The sequence below is a fragment of the Arthrobacter nitrophenolicus genome (genome assembly GCF_045833485.1).
GTDB lineage: Bacteria > Actinomycetota > Actinomycetes > Actinomycetales > Micrococcaceae > Arthrobacter > Arthrobacter nitrophenolicus.
Map to the genome: position 1 here is coordinate 3267168 of NZ_CP174504.1, position 17753 is coordinate 3284920.

Genomic DNA, 17753 nt, shown 5'->3' on the forward strand with positions numbered 1-17753 from the left:
GCTCACCTGTTGCCGAATGCCTCGCCCGGTTCCGGGAGTTCCTGCGCCGGCGGCAGGTCCGGCAAAGTCCGGCCAGCCAGCGTACTGGCCACCCAGAGCGAACGGGACAGATCGCCCCGGTGCCCTGGCTTCCCGGCATACTCCAGCGCGTTGGCAACCTCCCGCGCGACGGCCCACTGCCTTGCCACCTCGCCGTCCAATGCCGCCGCAGCGCTGAAATCGCTGCACCGGCGCCGCAGTGCTTCGGCCGCCCCACCGGCCGGCAGTTCGCTGATCCGGTTCCACAGCAGCGGCGCCACGGCATATTCGGGTTCGCCGATCATGGGCTGGGGGTCGATGGCTGCGTAGCCTGCCGCCGTCGGCCGTTCGTCCGTCCTGCCCGGCCTGGCCAGGACGTTGAGGAAATGGAGATCAGTATGAACCAGGGCATCCCGTCCGGACCGCCGTCCCACCGCACCCCGGGTCTGGCAGACCTCCAGCGCGGCTTCCAGCAGCCAGCGGGGGAACGGGCGGCCCAGCTGCTCCCAGTCGGCAGGCAGGTCATCGCTCCACTGCTCGGCGCGGGCGGCAATGTGGTCGAACTCCCGCCACTGCGGCCGCTGGTCCGGGCTGAGGCTCAGCTGCCGCACCAGCCCGCCCCACACCTCGGCCGCCGCATCAAAGGGCACGGTGGCAAGCGAGCTGCCGGCCTCCAGCCGCTCCAGGAGCATGGCGCACGTGCCCGCATCCGATTCGAGGAGGGCTACTGCCCCCTGCCCCTGCCACAGCTCCAGCGCGTGCCGCTCGGCCCTGGCTTCATCGTGCGGGAAGGCAATCTTGAGGGCCGCCGGGAAACCATCTGCCTGCCGTACCGGTACCACCACGCCGCCGTGCCCGTTCCAGGGGACGCTGCCGGCGGGGAGGTCCGCTTCGAGGCGCCATTGCTCCAGCCGGCCCTGGATCAGGTCCGGCAGCGAGGCAAGCCAGGCGCGTCCGGAACTGCTGCGGCTGTATCGGGCGGTCAGGTCCTGCGGGATGGGTACTACGGCTGCTGGCGGATTCATCAGGTCCAGCCTAGGCGCCCGGGGCGGGACTTCCGGCCCGGACAAGGCGGGGCAGCCGGAAATCCTGTTTCTACTCCGGCAACAGAGGCAGCCGGGCCTCGTCCAGGAGTATTCCGGGAACAGCGCCAGGGTCCCCGCCCCAGTGAACTGTCCGCTCCGCGGCCGCCTGCAGCCCCGCTATAGCCCAGGTGCGGGCGGAGCCGTCCGTCAGTGCCGCCACGTCTCCATAGGCGGGAAGGGTTGCAGCCTCCAGTTGCGCCAGTCCGGCGGCGGGGGCAGCGAGAAACCCGGGCTCCAGAACGTAGCCCGGCTCCTGCGGCAGCGGAACGGCGCAATGCAGGCGGCTGGCGGCTTCGGCATCCTCCACCAGGTCCTGGTGCCGGCGCAGGAATTCCGACGCCGGCCCGGCGGCATCCTCGGGCAGCCGCGCCAGAGCCGCCTGGTAGCCGTAGACCGCCTCCAGCTCAGCGGCGGCCAGGGCCGCCAGGGCGCTGCCCGGCGCCGCCGGCCCAGGAGGTGGAACCTGCTCCCCGGACTGGGCCGGTTCTTCCGACTGCGCCGGTTCTTCCGACTGTGCCTGCTTTTCCGATTGTTCGTGACGTTCCGACTGTGCCTGCTCGGCGGGGGGAGCCTGCTGTGAGGGGACAAAAGGGCACGCCGCAGTAGTCGTGGCGCCAGGTGATCCTGGTGCTGCGGGTGCGGTGCCACCCGGCGCGGCCTGGCCGGCTGCCGCGGCGAGCTCTTGGGCGGCCAGGACCTGGGCTGTGCCTGCCCCTGCCAGCAGGCGGGCCATCCCGCCGTCGGCCGCTGCCGCGTCCCGGAGCCGCTCCGTACCGCTTGCGGCCAGGGTTGTGGCCAATCCGGCCGCTGTCATCGAGGCAGGAGCAGGAGCAGGGGTCGTGGGGGTGGCGGTGGCTGGCGACGGGGCGGTCGACGCCGCAGCGGCCTCCGGCAGCAGGAGGGCGCGCGCCTGGATGGTCAGCAAGGTCACAACCCGGTCCAGGCTGGCGGCAGCACCGCCGTCGGCTGTCCCGCCGGCAAGCTGAAGTCCCGCGGCTCGGAGTTCAAGGGCGTCCGCAAGGGCGGCCGCGCGGGCCTGCTCGGTGAACGGGGGAGCGGGCGGTTCCGGCGGATCCGCCGGAACCAGGGCGAATCCCAGGCTGAGGACAAGAAGTGCTGCCAGGGAGAGGACGGCGTACCGGAAATAGCGCATCCGCGGGCGGTTTTCCTGGTTGTCGTCGTTCACAACAGACCATGGTGCCACGGCTGAGGGGGATCGCCGTGCACCGTTCTGCCGGTAAAATAGCTACGCTAGTACACACCACATCATCTATAGGGAGGCGGCCGGCATCGTGAGCAATGCAGAAGCCACGGCTTCACCAGACCACACCGGAACGGGCAGGACTGGGACCGCAGCGGCACACAATCCGGAAGCTGCCCGGCTGAGAGCCCTCCTCGAACCCTCGGTCCTGGCCAACAGGCTGTACCTCGAGGACGTGGAAATCAACGTTGCCGGGTCCCACCGGGTGGTCCACGTTGTGGTGGACCTGCCGCAGGAGGAATCGGGCGGCGTAAGCCTCGACGTCATCGCGGACATTTCCAGGGTTCTCTCCGATGTCCTGGACAACGACCCCGCCACGGACAGCCGCCCGTATGACCTCGAAGTTTCCTCACCCGGCGTCGGACGTCCCCTGACCGAACCCCGCCACTGGCACCGGGCCAGGGGCCGGATGGTCACGGTGAACGTCATCCAGGGCGACAATGTCACCGGCCGTATCCAGTCTGTGGACGACGCCGGCGTGACACTCGTCCCGGAGATCGCCGTCAAGAAGGGTATGAAGCCCAAGCAGGGCGACCCCATCAAACTTCCTTTCGACAGGATCCGCAGCGGAAAAGTCGAGATCGAATTCAGCCACCTCAATGAGGGCGGTCTGGAACCTGAACACAATGGACCTTCTGAGGAGGCCTGATGGATATTGACATGAGCGCACTGAGACTTCTGGAGCGTGAGCGTGAAATCCCGCTGGACCTCCTGATCCCCACCATCGAGCAGGCGCTCCTGGTGGCCTACCACAAGTCTCCCGGCGCCTTCGAAAAGGCCCGTGCCGAGCTGGACCGCAAGAGCGGCCACGTGACCATCTGGGCCGTGGAGATCGACGACGACGGCGCGCCCATCGGCGAGTTCGAGCACACGCCGGAGGGTTTCGGGCGCATCGCCGCCAGCACCGCCCGGCAGATCATCCTCCAGCGCCTGCGCGACGTTGAGGACGACAACGTGCTGGGCGAGTTCAAGGGCCGCGAGGGCGAGCTGGTTGCCGGCACCATCCAGCAGGGGAACAACCCGCACATGATCCAGGTCAACCTGGGTTCGGTGGAAGCACTGCTTCCGCCGCCCGAGCAGGTTCCGGGGGAGAAGTACATCCACGGCAACCGGCTCCGTGCCCTGGTCATCGACGTCCACCGCGGCTCCAAGGGCCCGTCCGTCACGCTGTCCCGCTCCCACCCGGGGCTTGTCCGGAAGCTCTTCGAACTGGAAGTTCCGGAGATCGCCGACCGTTCCGTGGAGATCGTGGCACTCGCCCGCGAAGCCGGCCACCGCACCAAGATTGCAGTGAAGGCGAATGCTCCCGGGATCAACGCCAAGGGCGCCTGCATTGGTGAGATGGGTTCCCGGGTCCGCGCCGTCATGAACGAACTCAACGACGAAAAGATCGACATCGTCGACTTCAGCGAGAACCCCGCCACCTTCATCGCCAGCGCCCTGTCGCCGTCGCGTGTGAATTCTGTCACCATCACGGATGAGGCCACCCGGTCAGCACGCGTGGTGGTCCCCGACTACCAGCTGTCGCTCGCCATCGGCAAGGAGGGCCAGAACGCCCGCCTGGCTGCGAAGCTCACCGGCTGGCGGATCGATATCGTCTCCGACGCCGCAACGGCCAAGGAAAGCTGACCCGCTGTCCGGCCGGATCCTGCCACGCCGGAGCCGGCGGGCGGTTCGGGCGGAAGGCCCCGGAGGGGCTAGAATAGATAGGACCGCGCCTTACGGCCGGTAACCGTGTGCCTTGCGTGTGCCCTTTCCCGGATGGGGAGGAGCCCGCGCGTGGCCTGCAGATATGAACGTCAGGACGATTGCCGTGGCAGAAGTACGTACCAGCGGGAGTCAACCGGAACGCACCTGCATCGGTTGCCGGAAGAAGGGGCCGCGGTCTGAGTTACTCCGGCTCGTCGCCGAAGGCAGCGGATCAACCGCTGTCCTGGTGGATGAACGACGCCGGATGGCTGGCCGGGGTGCATGGCTGCATCCCAGCGAATCGTGCCTGGCTCTGGCAGTAAAGCGGCGAGCGTTCGGACGCGCCCTTCGGGGAGCAACCGGAACCGAAGCCGTGGAACGCCGGATCACGTCAGGTCCGATCGTCACAGGCGCCACGGCGGCTGCGACACCAACCGTCCAACCTGAAAGCGGGTCAGAAATCTGATGGAAACCCGATGAGTTCCCAGCGATGAGTGCGTAACGATGACAACTTTGTTGCGCTCTGCAATGGGCCCTTCTGCAGCATTCGCGGCTGGGGCCCGCAGTAAGAAGTAGACGGTTCGTGCCTGGCTCGGTGCGGACCGAGACAGGAGAAATGTGGCCAAGGTCCGCGTACACGAGCTCGCGAAAGAGCTCGGTATTACTTCCAAAGATGCAGTGACAAAACTGCAGGAACTGGGCGAATTCGTTCGCTCCGCCTCATCCACCATTGAGGCCCCCGTCGTGCGCAAGCTGCGCAACGCCTTCCCCGATGCTGCCGCCAAGAGCGCAGCACCCGCAGCTGCCCCCAAGGCACCTGCTCCCGCCGCGGAAGCACGTCCGTCAACCCCGGCTCCGGGCCCGGCAGCTCCCAAAGCTCCCGCACCCAAGGCTCCGGCACCCGCAGCCCCCGCCCAGGCGGCTGCCCCGTCGGCCCCGGCTCCCAGCGCGCCGCCGGCACCTGCCGCCAGCGCTCCGGCTGCTCCCGCGGCACCCTCCACCGGCGCCAAGCCCGGTGCCCGTCCGGCCCCCAAGGCTGACACCCCCGCCGCCCGCCCGGGTGGCTCCGCTCCCGGCTCGAACGCGCCGCGCCCGGGCGGTCCCCGTCCCGGCAACAACCCGTTCGCCACCTCGCAGGGCATGCCCCGCGGCCGTGGCGGCGACGGTGACCGCGCTCCCCGTCCGGGCAACAACCCGTTTGCCACGTCCCAGGGCATGCCCCGCCCGGGTGGCGGCCGCACCGACGGCGACCGTCCCGGTGGTCCGCGTCCCGCGGCCGGTGCCGGTGGTCCCCGTCCCGGTGGTCCGCGTCCAGCGGCCGGTGCAGGTGGGCCCCGTCCCGCAGCCGGTGCCGGCGGTCCCCGTCCCGGTGCACCCCGCCCCGGTGGTCCGCGGCCTACTCCCGGCATGATGCCCAACCGCACTGAGCGTCCCGCACCCGCAGGTGCAGGCCGTCCCGGTGGCGGCGGCCGCGGTCCCGGACGCCCGGGCGGCGCACCCGGAACCGGTGGTCCCGGTGGCGGCGGCGGTGCTCCCGCCGGCGGTGGCTTCGGCAAGGGCGGCCGCGGCCGCGGCGGCACCCAGGGTGCCTTCGGCAAGGGCGGCGCAGGCCGTGGCAAGCAGCGCAAGTCGAAGCGCGCAAAGCGCCAGGAACTTGAGCAGATGAGCGCACCGTCGCTGGGTGGCGTCAGCGTACCCCGCGGCGACGGCAACACCGTCATCCGGCTGCGCCGCGGCTCGTCCATCACGGACTTCGCCGACAAGATCGAGGCAAACCCCGCCGCACTGGTGACCGTGCTGTTCCACCTCGGTGAAATGGCAACCGCCACCCAGTCGCTGGACGAGGACACCTTCGCGCTGCTGGGCGAGGAACTGGGCTACAAGCTGCAGGTCGTGTCGCCGGAGGACGAGGAGCGCGAGCTGCTCTCCACCTTCGACATCGACGTGGAAGCCGAACTCGAAGCCGAAGGCGACGACGAACTCGAGCCGCGCGCTCCGGTCGTCACCGTCATGGGCCACGTTGACCACGGTAAGACCCGGTTGCTGGATGCCATCCGCAACTCGGACGTCGTGGCCGGCGAGCACGGCGGCATCACCCAGCACATCGGTGCCTACCAGATCAGCCATGAGCATGAGGGCACGCTGCGCGACATCACGTTCATTGACACCCCCGGTCACGAGGCGTTCACCGCCATGCGTGCCCGTGGTGCCAAGGTCACCGACATCGCCATCCTGGTGGTGGCAGCGGACGACGGCGTTATGCCGCAGACCGTTGAAGCACTCAACCACGCCCAGGCGGCCAACGTGCCGATCGTCGTGGCCGTGAACAAGATCGACAAGGAAGGCGCCAACCCTGACAAGGTCAAGGGCCAGCTGACCGAGTACGGCCTGGTTCCGGAAGAATACGGTGGCGACACCATGTTCGTTGAGGTCTCTGCCCGCCAGAACCTGAACATCGACGAACTGATCGACGCTGTGCTGCTGACCGCCGACGCCGCGCTGGACCTCCGGGCCAACCCGGACAAGGCCGCCCGCGGTATCGCCATCGAAGCCAACCTGGACAAGGGCCGGGGTGCGGTGGCCACCGTGCTGGTGCAGTCCGGTACCCTGGCGGTCGGCGACACGATCGTGGCCGGTACGGCCCACGGCCGCGTCCGCGCCATGTTCGACGAAGACGGCGAAGCCCTCGACGTCGCGCTGCCGTCACGTCCGGTCCAGGTCCTCGGCCTGTCCAACGTGCCGCGCGCCGGTGACAGCTTCCTGGTCACCACCGACGAACGGACCGCCCGCCAGATCGCCGAAAAGCGTGAAGCCGCTGAGCGCAACGCCCAGCTCGCCAAGCGCCGCAAGCGCATCAGCCTCGAAGACTTCGACCAGGCCGTGGCCGACGGCAAGATCGACACCCTCAACCTCATCCTCAAGGGTGACGTGTCCGGTGCCGTGGAAGCCCTCGAAGATGCCCTGCTCAAGATCGACGTCGGCGAAGGCGTGCAGCTGCGCGTCATCCACCGCGGTGTGGGTGCCATCACGCAGAACGACGTCAACCTGGCAACGGTCGACTCCGCCGTCATCATCGGCTTCAACGTCAAGCCGGCCGAGCGGGTTGCCGAACTGGCAGACCGCGAAGGCGTGGACATGCGCTTCTACTCGGTCATCTACGCCGCAATCGATGACATCGAGATGGCGCTCAAGGGCATGCTCAAGCCGGAATACGAAGAATTCCAGCTGGGCACCGCCGAGGTCCGCGAAGTCTTCCGCTCCTCCAAGTTCGGAAACATCGCAGGCTCGATCGTCCGCAGCGGCATCATCCGCCGTAACACCAAGGCACGCATCAGCCGCGACGGCAAGGTCATCGGTGACAACCTCACCATTGAGACGCTCAAGCGCTTCAAGGATGACGCCACCGAGGTCCGCACGGACTTCGAGTGTGGTATCGGCCTTGGCTCGTACAACGACATCGTTGAAGGCGACATCATCGAGACCTTCGAGATGCGCGAAAAGCCGCGCGTCTAGTCTGTCCCGCGGCGGGACGCCTCCGAGTTTTGGGGGCGCCCCGCCCCTACGCTGGGCGGCAAAGGATCTTGCGATCCTTTGCCGCCCAGCTCCGGTAGGCCCGATGCCACTCCCGGGCGCCCCCAAAACTCTCCGGCATCGTCGTTGGCCCGCCTGGGTGCGTGGTGCAGAACTGAAACGTGCGCTGGCAGCCTCCGCGCCGCCGTCGTACGACCCAAATTTTCTTTTATAGGAGTTGAACATGGCTGATCCGGCACGTGCTGCCAAGATGGCGCAGCGGATTAAGGTTGTTGTTGCTGAGGCCCTGAGCCGGAAGGTTAAGGATCCGCGGCTTGAGGGGATTACTGTTACCGATGCCCGCGTGACCAATGATCTGCAGCATGCCACCGTCTACTACACCGTCTTTGGGGACCAGGCTTTGCAGTCTGATGCTGCCAAGGGACTGGAGAAGGCCAAGGGTGTGCTGCGGCAGGAGGTGGGCCGCAACATCACTGCGCGCCTGACTCCCACGCTCGAATTCGTGGCCGACCAGATTCCCGTGAACGCCTCCAACCTTGAGGAACTGCTGCGGGAAGCCAAGAAGCGCGACGCCGAGGTGGCCGCCCTGGCTGCCAAGGCCAAGCACGCCGGCGACGCCGATCCCTACAAGAGCGATGCGTCACCTGACGTGGAGATCGACGAAGACGATTTCGACGAAGAGGACCTCGACCTCAACGACACCGACGAGTTCGACGAAGACGGCAGCAAGTAGCCCGAAAACGTCAGCAGAAGGCCCGGACCGCGAATGCTGTCCGGGCCTTCTGCTTCCCAGAAACCTGTGTTCGCCTCCTGTGCGGTGCCTACTTGATATCGGCCTTGATGACCTTTCCGGCCGGAGGCCCCGCAGGAGGTGCCGCACCTGGTCCTGCTGGAGGCCCTGGCAGTGCATCAATCGTGGCGTAGAGCGTCCGGCCCTGGATTTCGACGTCGGCGGGCTGGTTCACTTTCAGGAATTGGGTGCGGTGTCCCTTCCAGGCGTGGAACTTCAGGATCTCGTTGCCGAACAATGATGCAACATAAACGTCGCCCGTGTTGGCAACAGCCAGTCCGGTGGGGCTGAGGATGTAGTCCACCCAGAGCCTGGTTGCTCCGGTCCACGGGTTGACCTTGAAGATCGCGCCGCGGTGGCCGAGGGCTTCGCTTTCAGGTCCACCGGGCAGGGACGTCACGTACAGCCAGCCGTCGGGGCCTATCTCGACGTCAGTCGGGACGAACTCGAAGGCGTAGGTGAAGCCGGCGCAGCTGGGCGCCATCAATTCCTTGGCGGCCTCGGCAGGAATCGTGAAAGGCCGGGGCGGCAGGACGGCCAGCGTCGAGATCTCGCCGGTACGGATGTTGACCCTGAGGATGGCATTCATCCCGGCGTCCGCCACGTAGGCCGTATTGCCCTGGACTGCGGTGGCGTACGGATGGGAGTCCACCACTCCCTTGTACTGGGGCGGCGGGCCGCCCTCACCGTCGGGCGGCGTGGTTTCGGCAAGGCAGGCAGCGCCCGTGCCAGGCGCGAACCCGTACTTTTGGTTGCCGTCCGGGTTGTACTTGCGTTCATACTCCGCGAGGTCCGCGATGGTCCGCACGTCTCCTCCCGGACCAATGGCCTTCAGGTAGCCCTCCAGCTTGGCGGGCTCACCGAGGCCCGCCCCGGTGCTTTCCAGGAAGAACGTCGTGGCGCCCCGCGTTTCGACGCCTGCGACGTCCCAGCCTTCAACGCCCTTGGCGTAGATGTCCTCGACGTCGCCGTCCCTGCCGATCCGGCTAAGTGTCGCTGCAAAGTCCTGGGTCACATACAGCGATTTACCGGTGCCGACGGCCAGGTGCAGGGGAGAGACCAGGCCGCCGGCCACTTCCTCGTACGGCCAGCCGTGGTGGTCCCCGCCGGACGCTGAAGATGCGGCGGCCGGGATGATGACGGCCGCCACCGCCAGGGATGCGATCAAAGCGAGTTTTCTCTTCATTGGGTACTCCGGGACTGGTGGCTTGCGGCGGGCCGGGATGAGGGTGCCCCGCAGGGAGGCAGTACAGCTGACGCCCCAGGGCGCCAGACTATTCCTGTGCTGCGCAGATGTCGTCGGGACTTTCCCCCTAATGCGCCCCCTATTTCATCCCCTAACCGGGATGCGGTGGCTAGGATCGAGCTATGACCCAGGCAACTGAGCACCTTGAGGCCGCGCGCTACCTTGAGCAGGCCGTCGAATTGGCCGTCCGGAACGTTGCCGAGGGCGGCGGACCGTTCGGCGCGCTGGTGGTGACGGCGGACGGGCGCGTGCATGAAGGCGTCAACCGGGTCACCCGGGACAACGATCCCACCGCCCATGCGGAGGTGGTGGCCATCCGCGCCGCCGCTACGGCAACTGCCAACTTCGACCTCCACGGCGCGGTGCTCTACGCCAGCTGCGAGCCGTGCCCGCTCTGCCTCGCCTCTGCATTGTGGGCGCGGATTGACCGGGTCCACTTTGCCGCGGACCGGCATGGAGCCGCCGCCGCCGGCTTCGACGATGCCTTGTTCTACGACTACTTCAGCGGCACCCGCCCCGAACTGATGCCGGTCACCCGCGACGACATTCCGACGTCGGCCGCCCCCTTCAAGGCGTGGGACGCCTTCGAGGGCAAGACGGAGTATTAGGCATGGAGCCAACGCTCATCGCCTGCCCCTCCTGTGGCAAGACCAACCGGATTCCGGCGCAGGCAGCCGGGACGCCGCGCTGCGGCAACTGCAAGGCCGGGCTGCCCTGGATCGTCAACGCCGGGGACGCTGACTTCGCCGCCGTGGCTGAACGGTCACCCGTACCCGTGCTGGTTGACTTCTGGGCGGACTGGTGCGGGCCCTGCCGCATGGTGAGTCCGGTCCTGGACAAACTGGCCCGCGAACGGCCCGGCCGGATCAAGCTGGTCAAAGTCGATGTGGACAAGGCGCCCGGCCTGTCGCGGCGGTTCGACGTGCAGGCGATCCCCACCCTGATGGTGCTGGTGGACGGAAAGGTGGCCGCCCGGCAGGCGGGGGCGGCGCCCGCACAGGTGCTGCGCTCCTGGCTGGACGGGGCCCTGGGCGGCGCAGCCCGGTAATCAGCGCAGCCCAGTAAGCGGACGCGGCCCTGGAAGCGGATGCGGCCCGGTAGGCGGATGCGGCCCGGTAGGCGGGCCCGCGGCCAGGTAAGCGGTCGGAGACGTTATTCCAGGCCGGTCCTTGCCGGCAGGCGTGACAGTCCCTCCAGCAGGTCCTGTTTCTGCCCGCACAGCGCGATGCGGACCCAGCCTTCGCCGATCGACCCAAAGGCAGTGCCGGGGGCCAGGGCAACACCGGCGTCCGCCAGGAACCGGCGAACCCATCCGCGCACGTCGCCGCCACTGGCGTGCGACAGATCCGCCCACAGGTAGAAGGCGCCCTGGGCCTGGAGGTACGGGATGCCCTTGGCGTCAAGGACTGCGGAGGCGGCGTCGCGGTTCTCCCGGTAGTGCCGGGAGGCGTGCTGCACATAGTCCTGCGGGCCGGTCAGGGCAGCGAGTGCGGCGTACTGGGGCGGTGCCGCCACGCAGGAGACGATGGATTCCATCACATTGTCCATCTGCTGCTTCAACTCCGGCGGACACACCAGCGCCCCGATCCGGAGGCCCGTGAGCCCGTAGGTCTTGGACAGTGTCAGGGAGGTGAACACCCGCGCTTCGCCGCGCGTCCCGCCGTCGAACCTTGCCGGGCTGATGTGCGGCACGTCGTAGGTGAACGCCTCGTAGCATTCGTCCGAGATGACCCAGAGGTCGTGCCTGCGGGCGAGCTCCATGAGCTCGCGGGTCAGGTCCCCGCCCAGGACGGCACCGAGCGGGTTGGACGGTGAGTTCAGCACCAGCACCCGCGTCCGGTCCGTGATGAGCGCCTCGATATCCTCCGTCCGGGGCTGGAAGCCATGCCCGGGGTACAGCGGATACCCCACGGGTTCGGCGTTCAGGAGCCGGGCGGTCATCGCGAAGGTGGGGTAGCCCGGGTTGGGGATCAGGATCTCATCGCCGGGGGAAAGCAGCAGGCTCATGGCCAGGTGCAGGCCCTGCTGTGCCCCGGCCACGACGTACACCCGGTCGGCTCCCACATCCACGCCCTGCTGTTCCCGGAACCTGGCGGCGAAGGCCTCCCGCAGCCCGGGAATGCCTGCATTGGGGGTGTAGTTCGTTTCATCGCGGTCCAGGCACGCCATGCCCGCATCCAGCACGTGGCGGGGGAGCGGGAAGCCAGGCTCCCCGATGCTCAGGACCAGTGCTCCCGGGGTGCGCCACGCCGCCTCGGTGATCTCGCGGATCTGGTTGACGGGCACGTCGCGGACATGGGCGGCAAGCTCGGGCATGCCTGCCATCCTAGCCGCCGCCGCCCTGCACCGGGGCCCCAACCTGCGCCGATATACTGGTAGGCGTGCTTTCTGGACTGGTGATAGTGGACAAGCCGCAGGGATGGACCAGCCATGATGTGGTTGGCCGGATGCGGCGCCTCGCAGGGACCCGGAAAGTGGGGCACGCGGGAACCCTTGATCCGATGGCCACCGGCGTCCTGGTGGTCGGCATCAACAAGGCCACGCGCCTGCTGACCTACATTGTGGGCACGTCCAAGACCTACACCGCCACCATCCGCCTGGGCCAGTCGACAGTGACGGACGACGCCGAGGGCGAGGTTACCGCCACCGCCGGCACCGAGGGTGTCAGCGACCAGGCAATCCACGACGGCGTCGCCGCACTGACCGGCGACATCCTGCAGGTGCCCAGCAGCGTCAGCGCCATCAAGGTCAATGGCGAGCGCGCGTACGCCCGGGTCCGCTCCGGCGAGGACGTGAAGCTCGCGGCCCGGCCCGTCACCATCCACCGCTTCGAGGTCCACGGCATCCGCCGTGATGCCGGAGCCGGCGCGTTGGACCTTGACGTGACCGTGGAGTGCTCGTCCGGAACCTACATCCGTGCCCTGGCACGGGACCTGGGGAATGCCTTGGGCGTGGGCGGGCACCTCACCGCCCTCCGCCGGACCCATGTGGGCCCGTACTCACTGGACCAGGCCCGCACGCTCGACCAGCTCGCCGAGGAGCTCAACGTCCTGGAAATGTCCCAGGCGGCCCGTGCGCTCATGCCCAACCGCGAGCTGAGTGCCGAGGAAACCACGGAAATCTCGTTCGGCCGCCGCATTGCGGCCGGGGCGGAACCGGGAAGCCCCGCCGCCGCCACCCCGGACCATCCCGCCGCCGCTTTCGCCCCCGACGGAAGTCTGGTGGCACTGCTCGCTGACGCCGGCAGTTACGCAAAACCGGTCCTGGTGTTCGCACCGGGCAACGGCGCACCCGCCGCCGCGGCAGCCGGGGAGGCCTAGGGTGGACGCGTATTTCTGGATCATCCTGGCAGTCGGCCTGCTGTCCACCGCCATCTGCCTGGTGGCGGGCATCATGAAGAAGGCACCCAACGACGTCACCATTCTCTCGGTGGCCGCCGTGGAACTGGCCCTGGTGGTCTACCTTGTGGGTTCGATCGTCCGGGTGATCGCAGGGGAACCCATCGCGGGCGAGGCGTGGGAATTCTGGGGCTACCTTGCCACGGCCATGCTCCTGCCCCCGGCAGCCGTCTACTGGTCCATCCTGGAACGGACGCGGTGGAGCAACTTCGTCCTTGCCGCCGTCGGCGTGACGGCCCTGGTGATGGCCGCCCGCATGAACCAGATCTGGTACTGAAGTGGAAGAAGCACGCAACGTGAATGACCAGCACACACCGGCCGCGGTGGGCAGCGCACCCGCCGGCACCCCCCGCAATACCCGGAACACGGGCCCGGGACGCCTCCTCATCGCTGTCTACGCCGTCTTTGCCATTTCGGCCTCGGCCCGCGCCGGCTACCAGATCCTCACCAAGTTCTCCGAGGCCCCGCTCGCCTACCTGCTGTCCGCCTTCGCCGCCTTGGTCTACGTGATAGCCACGATCTCCTTGGCCAAGGCCGGCAGCACCTGGTTCAAAGTGTCCGTCGCCGCCGTGCTGGTGGAGCTCGTGGGCGTCCTGGTGGTGGGGGCGCTGAGCATCTTCGACGCCGTGGCGTTCCCCCATGAGACCGTGTGGTCCCTGTTCGGCCGCGGTTACGGCTTCATCCCGCTCCTGCTGCCGATCCTGGGGCTGGTGTGGCTGTACCGGCGCCGGCCGTCGCAGGGAAAGTCGCTGGGAAAAGGGGCACGGTGAATACGGGTAACCTTGAAGAGTTCCGCGGCTGGTCCGGCTGCGGAATGTTGATGCTGCAGGCAGTCTAAGGCGAGGGTGATGGTCTACATCTGGAACGATCCGTCCGAGGTCCCGGCGGACTTCGGACCCTCTGTTGTCACCTTCGGGAACTTCGATGGTGTCCACCGGGGGCACCAGCAGGTGTTGTCCCAGCTGATCCGCTCGGCGCGGCTCACCCGGTCCAAGGCCGTGGCGGTCACCTTCGACCCGCATCCTGCGTTCGTACACCGCCCGGAGTCCGCCCCCGAGATGATCATGGGCCTGGACGACAAGCTGGAGGCACTGGGCGAACTGGGCCTGGACGCCATCCTGGTGGTCAAGTATTCACTGGACCTGGCAAGCCTCACTGCCGAGGAATTCGTGGAGCAGTACCTCGTGGACTGCCTGCACGCCAGCCACGTCGTGATCGGTCACGACGCCCGCTTCGGCCGCGGCAATTCCGGGGACCTGGACACCATGAAGGCCCTTGGTGAAAAGTTCGGCTTCGAGGTCCAGGTGATCAGCGAGTTCGGCTCCGAGGGCTACCCCCTGCATGACGACGACGGCGCGGACCGCCGCTGCTCGTCCACCTGGGTGCGTGAAGCGCTCCAGGAGGGCGACGTCGCCACGGCGGCTGCCGTGCTGGGCCGGTGGCACCGGATGCGCGGCGAAGTGGTGCATGGCGCCGCCCGCGGGCGGGCCCTGGGTTTCCCCACCGCCAACCTCGCCTCCAACGCCAGCGGCCTCATTCCTGCCGACGGCATCTACGCGGGCTGGCTTGTGGACCAGGCCGGCAAGCGCTGGCCGGCCGCCATCTCGGTGGGTTCCAATCCAACGTTCGACGGCGTCAGCCGCCAGGTGGAGGCCCACGTCATCGACAGGCCCAAGGAGGCCGTTGAGGACTTCGATCTGTACGGCCAGACAGTAGTCGTGGAATTCGTGGCGCGCCTTCGGGGGATGGTGGCCTATCGTGGGCCTGAAGCACTGGTGGACCAGATGAAGCTGGACGTGGTCCAGGCCCACGACCTCCTGGTCAAACGCTGACCAGACCCTGACCAGGCGCTGGCCAGGCGCTGGCCAGAACGGGGCGCTGCAGCCGATCCGATCCACCAGCCCCGGCGGGAAGCTGCCGGGGTCAGCAGGGAAAGGCAGTACGTGTCCGTCGAAAAGAACACCCGCAAGCTGGATAAAGGCATCGTCCGCGACTTCAGTTCCCGGATGAGCTACGCCTCCTACCTCCAGCTGCCCACCCTGCTCAGTGCCCAGCAGCCGGTGAGCAAGCCCGAGCACCATGACGAACTGCTGTTCATCATCCAGCACCAGACCACGGAGCTGTGGCTGAAGCTGGTGTTGCATGAGTTGCGCAGTGCCGCCGCCTGGCTCCGTAACGATGACCTGGGTTCGGCGCTCAAGGGCATCGCCCGGGTCAAACATATCCAGAAGACCCTCACCGAACAGTGGTCCGTGCTGGCCACCCTGACACCCACCGAGTACTCCCAGTTCCGCGGATTCCTGGGCAACTCCTCCGGCTTCCAGTCCGCCCAGTACCGTGCCGTGGAATTCGTCCTGGGCAACAAGAACCGCAAGATGCTTCCGGTGTTCGAATCCGATCCCGAGGCGCACGCCATGCTGTCCGAACTCCTCGCGGCGCCCAGCATCTACGACGAATTCCTCGCCTACCTGTCCAGGCACGGCTTCGACGTCCCTGCCTCGGTCCTGGACCGCGACGTCAGCCGCGCCCACGAGTTCACCCCGGAACTCGTGCCGCTGTTCAAGCACATCTACGAACACGCGGCAGACAACTGGAGCGCGTACGAGGCGTGCGAGGAACTGGTTGACCTGGAAGACAATTTCCAGCTGTGGCGGTTCCGCCACCTGCGGACGGTGCAGCGGACCATCGGCATGAAGGCCGGAACGGGCGGGTCCAGCGGCGCCGCCTTCCTGCAAAAAGCCCTCGAGCTCACTTTCTTCCCGGAGTTATTCGCAGTCAGGACGGAGATCGGCCAATGACCACCCAGCAGCAGCCCCTGGTGGAAGAGGAAGGCGTAGCCCTGCAGCAGCGCGCCGAAGAACTTGACCGCCAGGACCCGCTGGCCCACTACCGGGGCCACTTCATCGGCACCGATACCCCGCTGTCCTACCTGGACGGCAACTCCCTGGGCCGCCCGCTGAAGAGGACGCCCGGGGACATCGCGGCGTTCATCCGCGAGGGCTGGGGCGGGCGCCTGATCCGCGCATGGGATGAGGAATGGCTGGACTTGCCACAGGCCATCGGTGACCAGCTGGGCCGGGCCGTCCTGGGTGCTGCGCCGGGACAAACGATCATCGCGGACTCCACCACGGTGGTCCTCTACAAACTGATCCGGGCCGCCCTGGCCGCGGTGGCTGACCCGGACCGGAACGAACTGGTCCTGGACACCGAGAACTTCCCCACGGACCGCTACCTCGTGGAAGGCATCGCGCTTGAAGAGGGCCTGACGCTCCGCTGGATCGAGGCCGATCCCGCCGCCGGGGTGACCGCTGACCAGGTGCGCGAAGCGACCGGCCCGCGCACCGCCGTCGTCCTTCTCAGCCAGATCGCCTACCGCTCGGGCCACCTTGCCGACCTGCCTGCCATTACCGCCGCCGTGCACGACGCCGGCGCCCTGGTGGTGTGGGATCTTTGCCACTCCGCGGGGTCGGTGGAGATCGACCTCGACGGCGCCGGCGTGGACTTCGCCGCGGGCTGCACGTACAAGTACCTGAACGGCGGCCCGGGGTCGCCGGCGTTCGCCTACGTCAACCAGCGGCACCTGGCCTCGCTGAACCAGCCCATCTGGGGCTGGATGGGCCGGAAGGACGCGTTCGAGATGGCCAAGGGGTATGAGCCGGCGGCAGGCATCCGGGGATTCCTGAGCGGCACCCCCGCCATCCTTGGGATGCTCGCCAGCCGGGGGACGCTGGACCTGATCGAGGAAGCGTCCATGGCTGCCATCCGGGCAAAGTCGGAGAAGCTGACGGCGTTCGCCGTCGAAATCTTCGACGCGTGGCTGGCACCGCTGGGCGCCGAACTGGCCACCCCGCGCAGTCCGGGGGAGCGGGGCAGCCACATTACCGTGGACCACCCCGGGTTCACCAAGGCCACCGTGGCGTCGCTGTGGGATGACGACGTGATCCCCGACTTCCGCTCGCCCCGCGGCATCCGCATCGGCCTCTCGCCCCTGAGCACCAGCTTCCAGGAGGTGCTGCAGGGAATGGCGGCCATCCGGGACCGGCTGCAGGACTAACACCGACTGTTTCGACAGGTTAGGCCCGGGCCGGTAAACTTGACGATGGATCCGGCTGCAGTCCGTGGCGGCTGGTTCCTGTCGTGTTCGGACCTTCCCGGTTTTCCGGGGCCAGGCCGCGGCGGCAGACCCGGCAGTGATTTTCTGACCGGGCCCTCACGGCACATTTCATAGGAGTTAATGTGGCACTTGACGCCGCTGTAAAGCAGTCCATCATCAAGGAATACGCAACCGCAGAAGGCGACACCGGTTCACCGGAGGTCCAGGTTGCTGTCCTGACCCAGCGGATCAAGGATCTGACTGAGCACATGAAGGAGCACAAGCACGACTTCCACACCCAGCGCGGCCTGCTGGCCATGGTGGGTCGCCGCAAGCGCATGCTGAGCTACCTCAAGAAGACCGACATCGCCCGCTACCGTTCGCTCATCGAGCGCCTCGGCCTGCGCCGCTAGTCAGACTTCGGGGGCGGCCCTTTCCAGTACGGGACGGGCCGCCTTCTTCAATCAAAACTAAACAGGAGGATCAACCGCATCACGCATTCGCGGTCCTCGGTAGTGATCCCCGGGAAGGCTTCAGCGACTGAAGTCCCGGCCCGTGGGTCTCGATCGATGACCGGGTGCAGGGCCAGTAGACAGATGCTGGCCAGGTTGATGCGGCTGGACTTCCGTAAACAGAAACGGA

At 67.5% G+C, this 17753-nt stretch carries 18 protein-coding genes; 14 read left to right on the forward strand and 4 right to left on the reverse strand.

Annotated features, from left to right (window positions below; genetic code table 11):
- Window positions 1–2: 2 nt before the first annotated feature.
- Together ACJJV6_RS15100 and ACJJV6_RS15105 are read right to left on the reverse strand one after the other, a co-directional pair.
- The gene (locus ACJJV6_RS15100) at window positions 3–1043 is read right to left on the reverse strand and encodes an aminoglycoside phosphotransferase family protein (RefSeq protein WP_407709337.1); all 1041 of its coding nucleotides are present in this window, start codon (window positions 1041–1043) and stop codon (window positions 3–5) included.
- A gap of 70 nt (window positions 1044–1113) precedes the next feature.
- Window positions 1114–2289 carry a ferritin-like domain-containing protein gene (locus ACJJV6_RS15105; protein ID WP_407709338.1) on the reverse strand — a complete coding sequence of 392 codons (1176 nt, stop codon included), beginning with the start codon at window positions 2287–2289 and terminating at the stop codon, window positions 1114–1116.
- Window positions 2290–2395: 106 nt separating this feature from the next.
- On the opposite strand from ACJJV6_RS15105, the gene rimP reads away from it, so the two are divergent.
- From rimP to rbfA, 5 genes are all read left to right on the forward strand, one after another.
- Window positions 2396–3013: a ribosome maturation factor RimP gene (gene rimP, locus ACJJV6_RS15110; RefSeq protein WP_009357848.1), complete on the forward strand. Its 618-nt coding sequence runs from the start codon at window positions 2396–2398 to the stop codon at window positions 3011–3013.
- Window positions 3013–3993 carry a transcription termination factor NusA gene (nusA, locus tag ACJJV6_RS15115; RefSeq protein WP_009357847.1) on the forward strand — a complete coding sequence of 327 codons (981 nt, stop codon included), beginning with the start codon at window positions 3013–3015 and terminating at the stop codon, window positions 3991–3993. Before rimP ends, nusA begins: the two co-directional genes overlap by 1 nt.
- Window positions 3994–4156: 163 nt before the next feature.
- Window positions 4157–4519: a YlxR family protein gene (locus ACJJV6_RS15120; protein ID WP_133349936.1), complete on the forward strand. Its 363-nt coding sequence runs from the start codon at window positions 4157–4159 to the stop codon at window positions 4517–4519.
- Between the two features lie 152 nt (window positions 4520–4671).
- Entirely contained in the window at window positions 4672–7566 is a 2895-nt protein-coding gene (gene infB, locus ACJJV6_RS15125; protein ID WP_407709339.1) for a translation initiation factor IF-2, read from the forward strand.
- 241 nt (window positions 7567–7807) lie between these two features.
- Window positions 7808–8317, forward strand: coding sequence for a 30S ribosome-binding factor RbfA (rbfA, locus tag ACJJV6_RS15130; protein ID WP_407709340.1), 510 nt, complete (start codon window positions 7808–7810; stop codon window positions 8315–8317).
- An 88-nt stretch (window positions 8318–8405) separates the two neighbouring features.
- Here the strand turns inward: rbfA and ACJJV6_RS15135 are convergent, their stop codons facing one another.
- The gene (locus ACJJV6_RS15135; protein WP_407709341.1) at window positions 8406–9560 is read right to left on the reverse strand and encodes a ScyD/ScyE family protein; all 1155 of its coding nucleotides are present in this window, start codon (window positions 9558–9560) and stop codon (window positions 8406–8408) included.
- 182 nt (window positions 9561–9742) lie between these two features.
- On the opposite strand from ACJJV6_RS15135, the gene ACJJV6_RS15140 reads away from it, so the two are divergent.
- Both ACJJV6_RS15140 and trxA read left to right on the forward strand, forming a co-directional pair.
- The gene (locus ACJJV6_RS15140; protein WP_009372974.1) at window positions 9743–10228 is read left to right on the forward strand and encodes a nucleoside deaminase; all 486 of its coding nucleotides are present in this window, start codon (window positions 9743–9745) and stop codon (window positions 10226–10228) included.
- Between the two features lie 2 nt (window positions 10229–10230).
- On the forward strand, window positions 10231–10668 hold the full coding sequence (gene trxA, locus ACJJV6_RS15145; protein ID WP_009372973.1) for a thioredoxin: 438 nt from the start codon (window positions 10231–10233) through the stop codon (window positions 10666–10668).
- A 104-nt stretch (window positions 10669–10772) separates the two neighbouring features.
- Here trxA and ACJJV6_RS15150 read toward each other — a convergent pair whose 3' ends face one another.
- Window positions 10773–11936 (reverse strand): pyridoxal phosphate-dependent aminotransferase, encoded by a 1164-nt coding sequence (locus tag ACJJV6_RS15150; RefSeq protein WP_407709342.1) that lies wholly within the window; start codon window positions 11934–11936, stop codon window positions 10773–10775.
- Window positions 11937–12001: 65 nt separating this feature from the next.
- On the opposite strand from ACJJV6_RS15150, the gene truB reads away from it, so the two are divergent.
- From truB to rpsO, 7 genes are all read left to right on the forward strand, one after another.
- Window positions 12002–12940 (forward strand): tRNA pseudouridine(55) synthase TruB, encoded by a 939-nt coding sequence (gene truB / locus ACJJV6_RS15155; RefSeq protein ID WP_407709343.1) that lies wholly within the window; start codon window positions 12002–12004, stop codon window positions 12938–12940.
- 1 nt (window position 12941) lies between these two features.
- The gene (locus tag ACJJV6_RS15160; RefSeq protein WP_133349922.1) at window positions 12942–13295 is read left to right on the forward strand and encodes a hypothetical protein; all 354 of its coding nucleotides are present in this window, start codon (window positions 12942–12944) and stop codon (window positions 13293–13295) included.
- Window positions 13296–13314: 19 nt separating this feature from the next.
- Window positions 13315–13788, forward strand: coding sequence for a hypothetical protein (locus ACJJV6_RS15165; RefSeq protein WP_009372969.1), 474 nt, complete (start codon window positions 13315–13317; stop codon window positions 13786–13788).
- A gap of 78 nt (window positions 13789–13866) precedes the next feature.
- Complete coding sequence (locus tag ACJJV6_RS15170) at window positions 13867–14850, forward strand: bifunctional riboflavin kinase/FAD synthetase (protein ID WP_133349918.1); 984 nt, start codon at window positions 13867–13869, stop codon at window positions 14848–14850.
- A gap of 111 nt (window positions 14851–14961) precedes the next feature.
- Entirely contained in the window at window positions 14962–15816 is an 855-nt protein-coding gene (gene kynA / locus ACJJV6_RS15175; protein ID WP_407709344.1) for a tryptophan 2,3-dioxygenase, read from the forward strand.
- On the forward strand, window positions 15813–17072 hold the full coding sequence (locus ACJJV6_RS15180) for a kynureninase (protein ID WP_407709345.1): 1260 nt from the start codon (window positions 15813–15815) through the stop codon (window positions 17070–17072). The genes kynA and ACJJV6_RS15180 overlap by 4 nt, the downstream gene beginning before the upstream one ends.
- A 182-nt stretch (window positions 17073–17254) precedes the next feature.
- Window positions 17255–17524, forward strand: a complete 270-nt coding sequence (gene rpsO / locus ACJJV6_RS15185; RefSeq protein ID WP_009372966.1) for a 30S ribosomal protein S15 — start codon at window positions 17255–17257, stop codon at window positions 17522–17524.
- The last annotated feature ends 229 nt before the right edge of the window (window positions 17525–17753 follow it).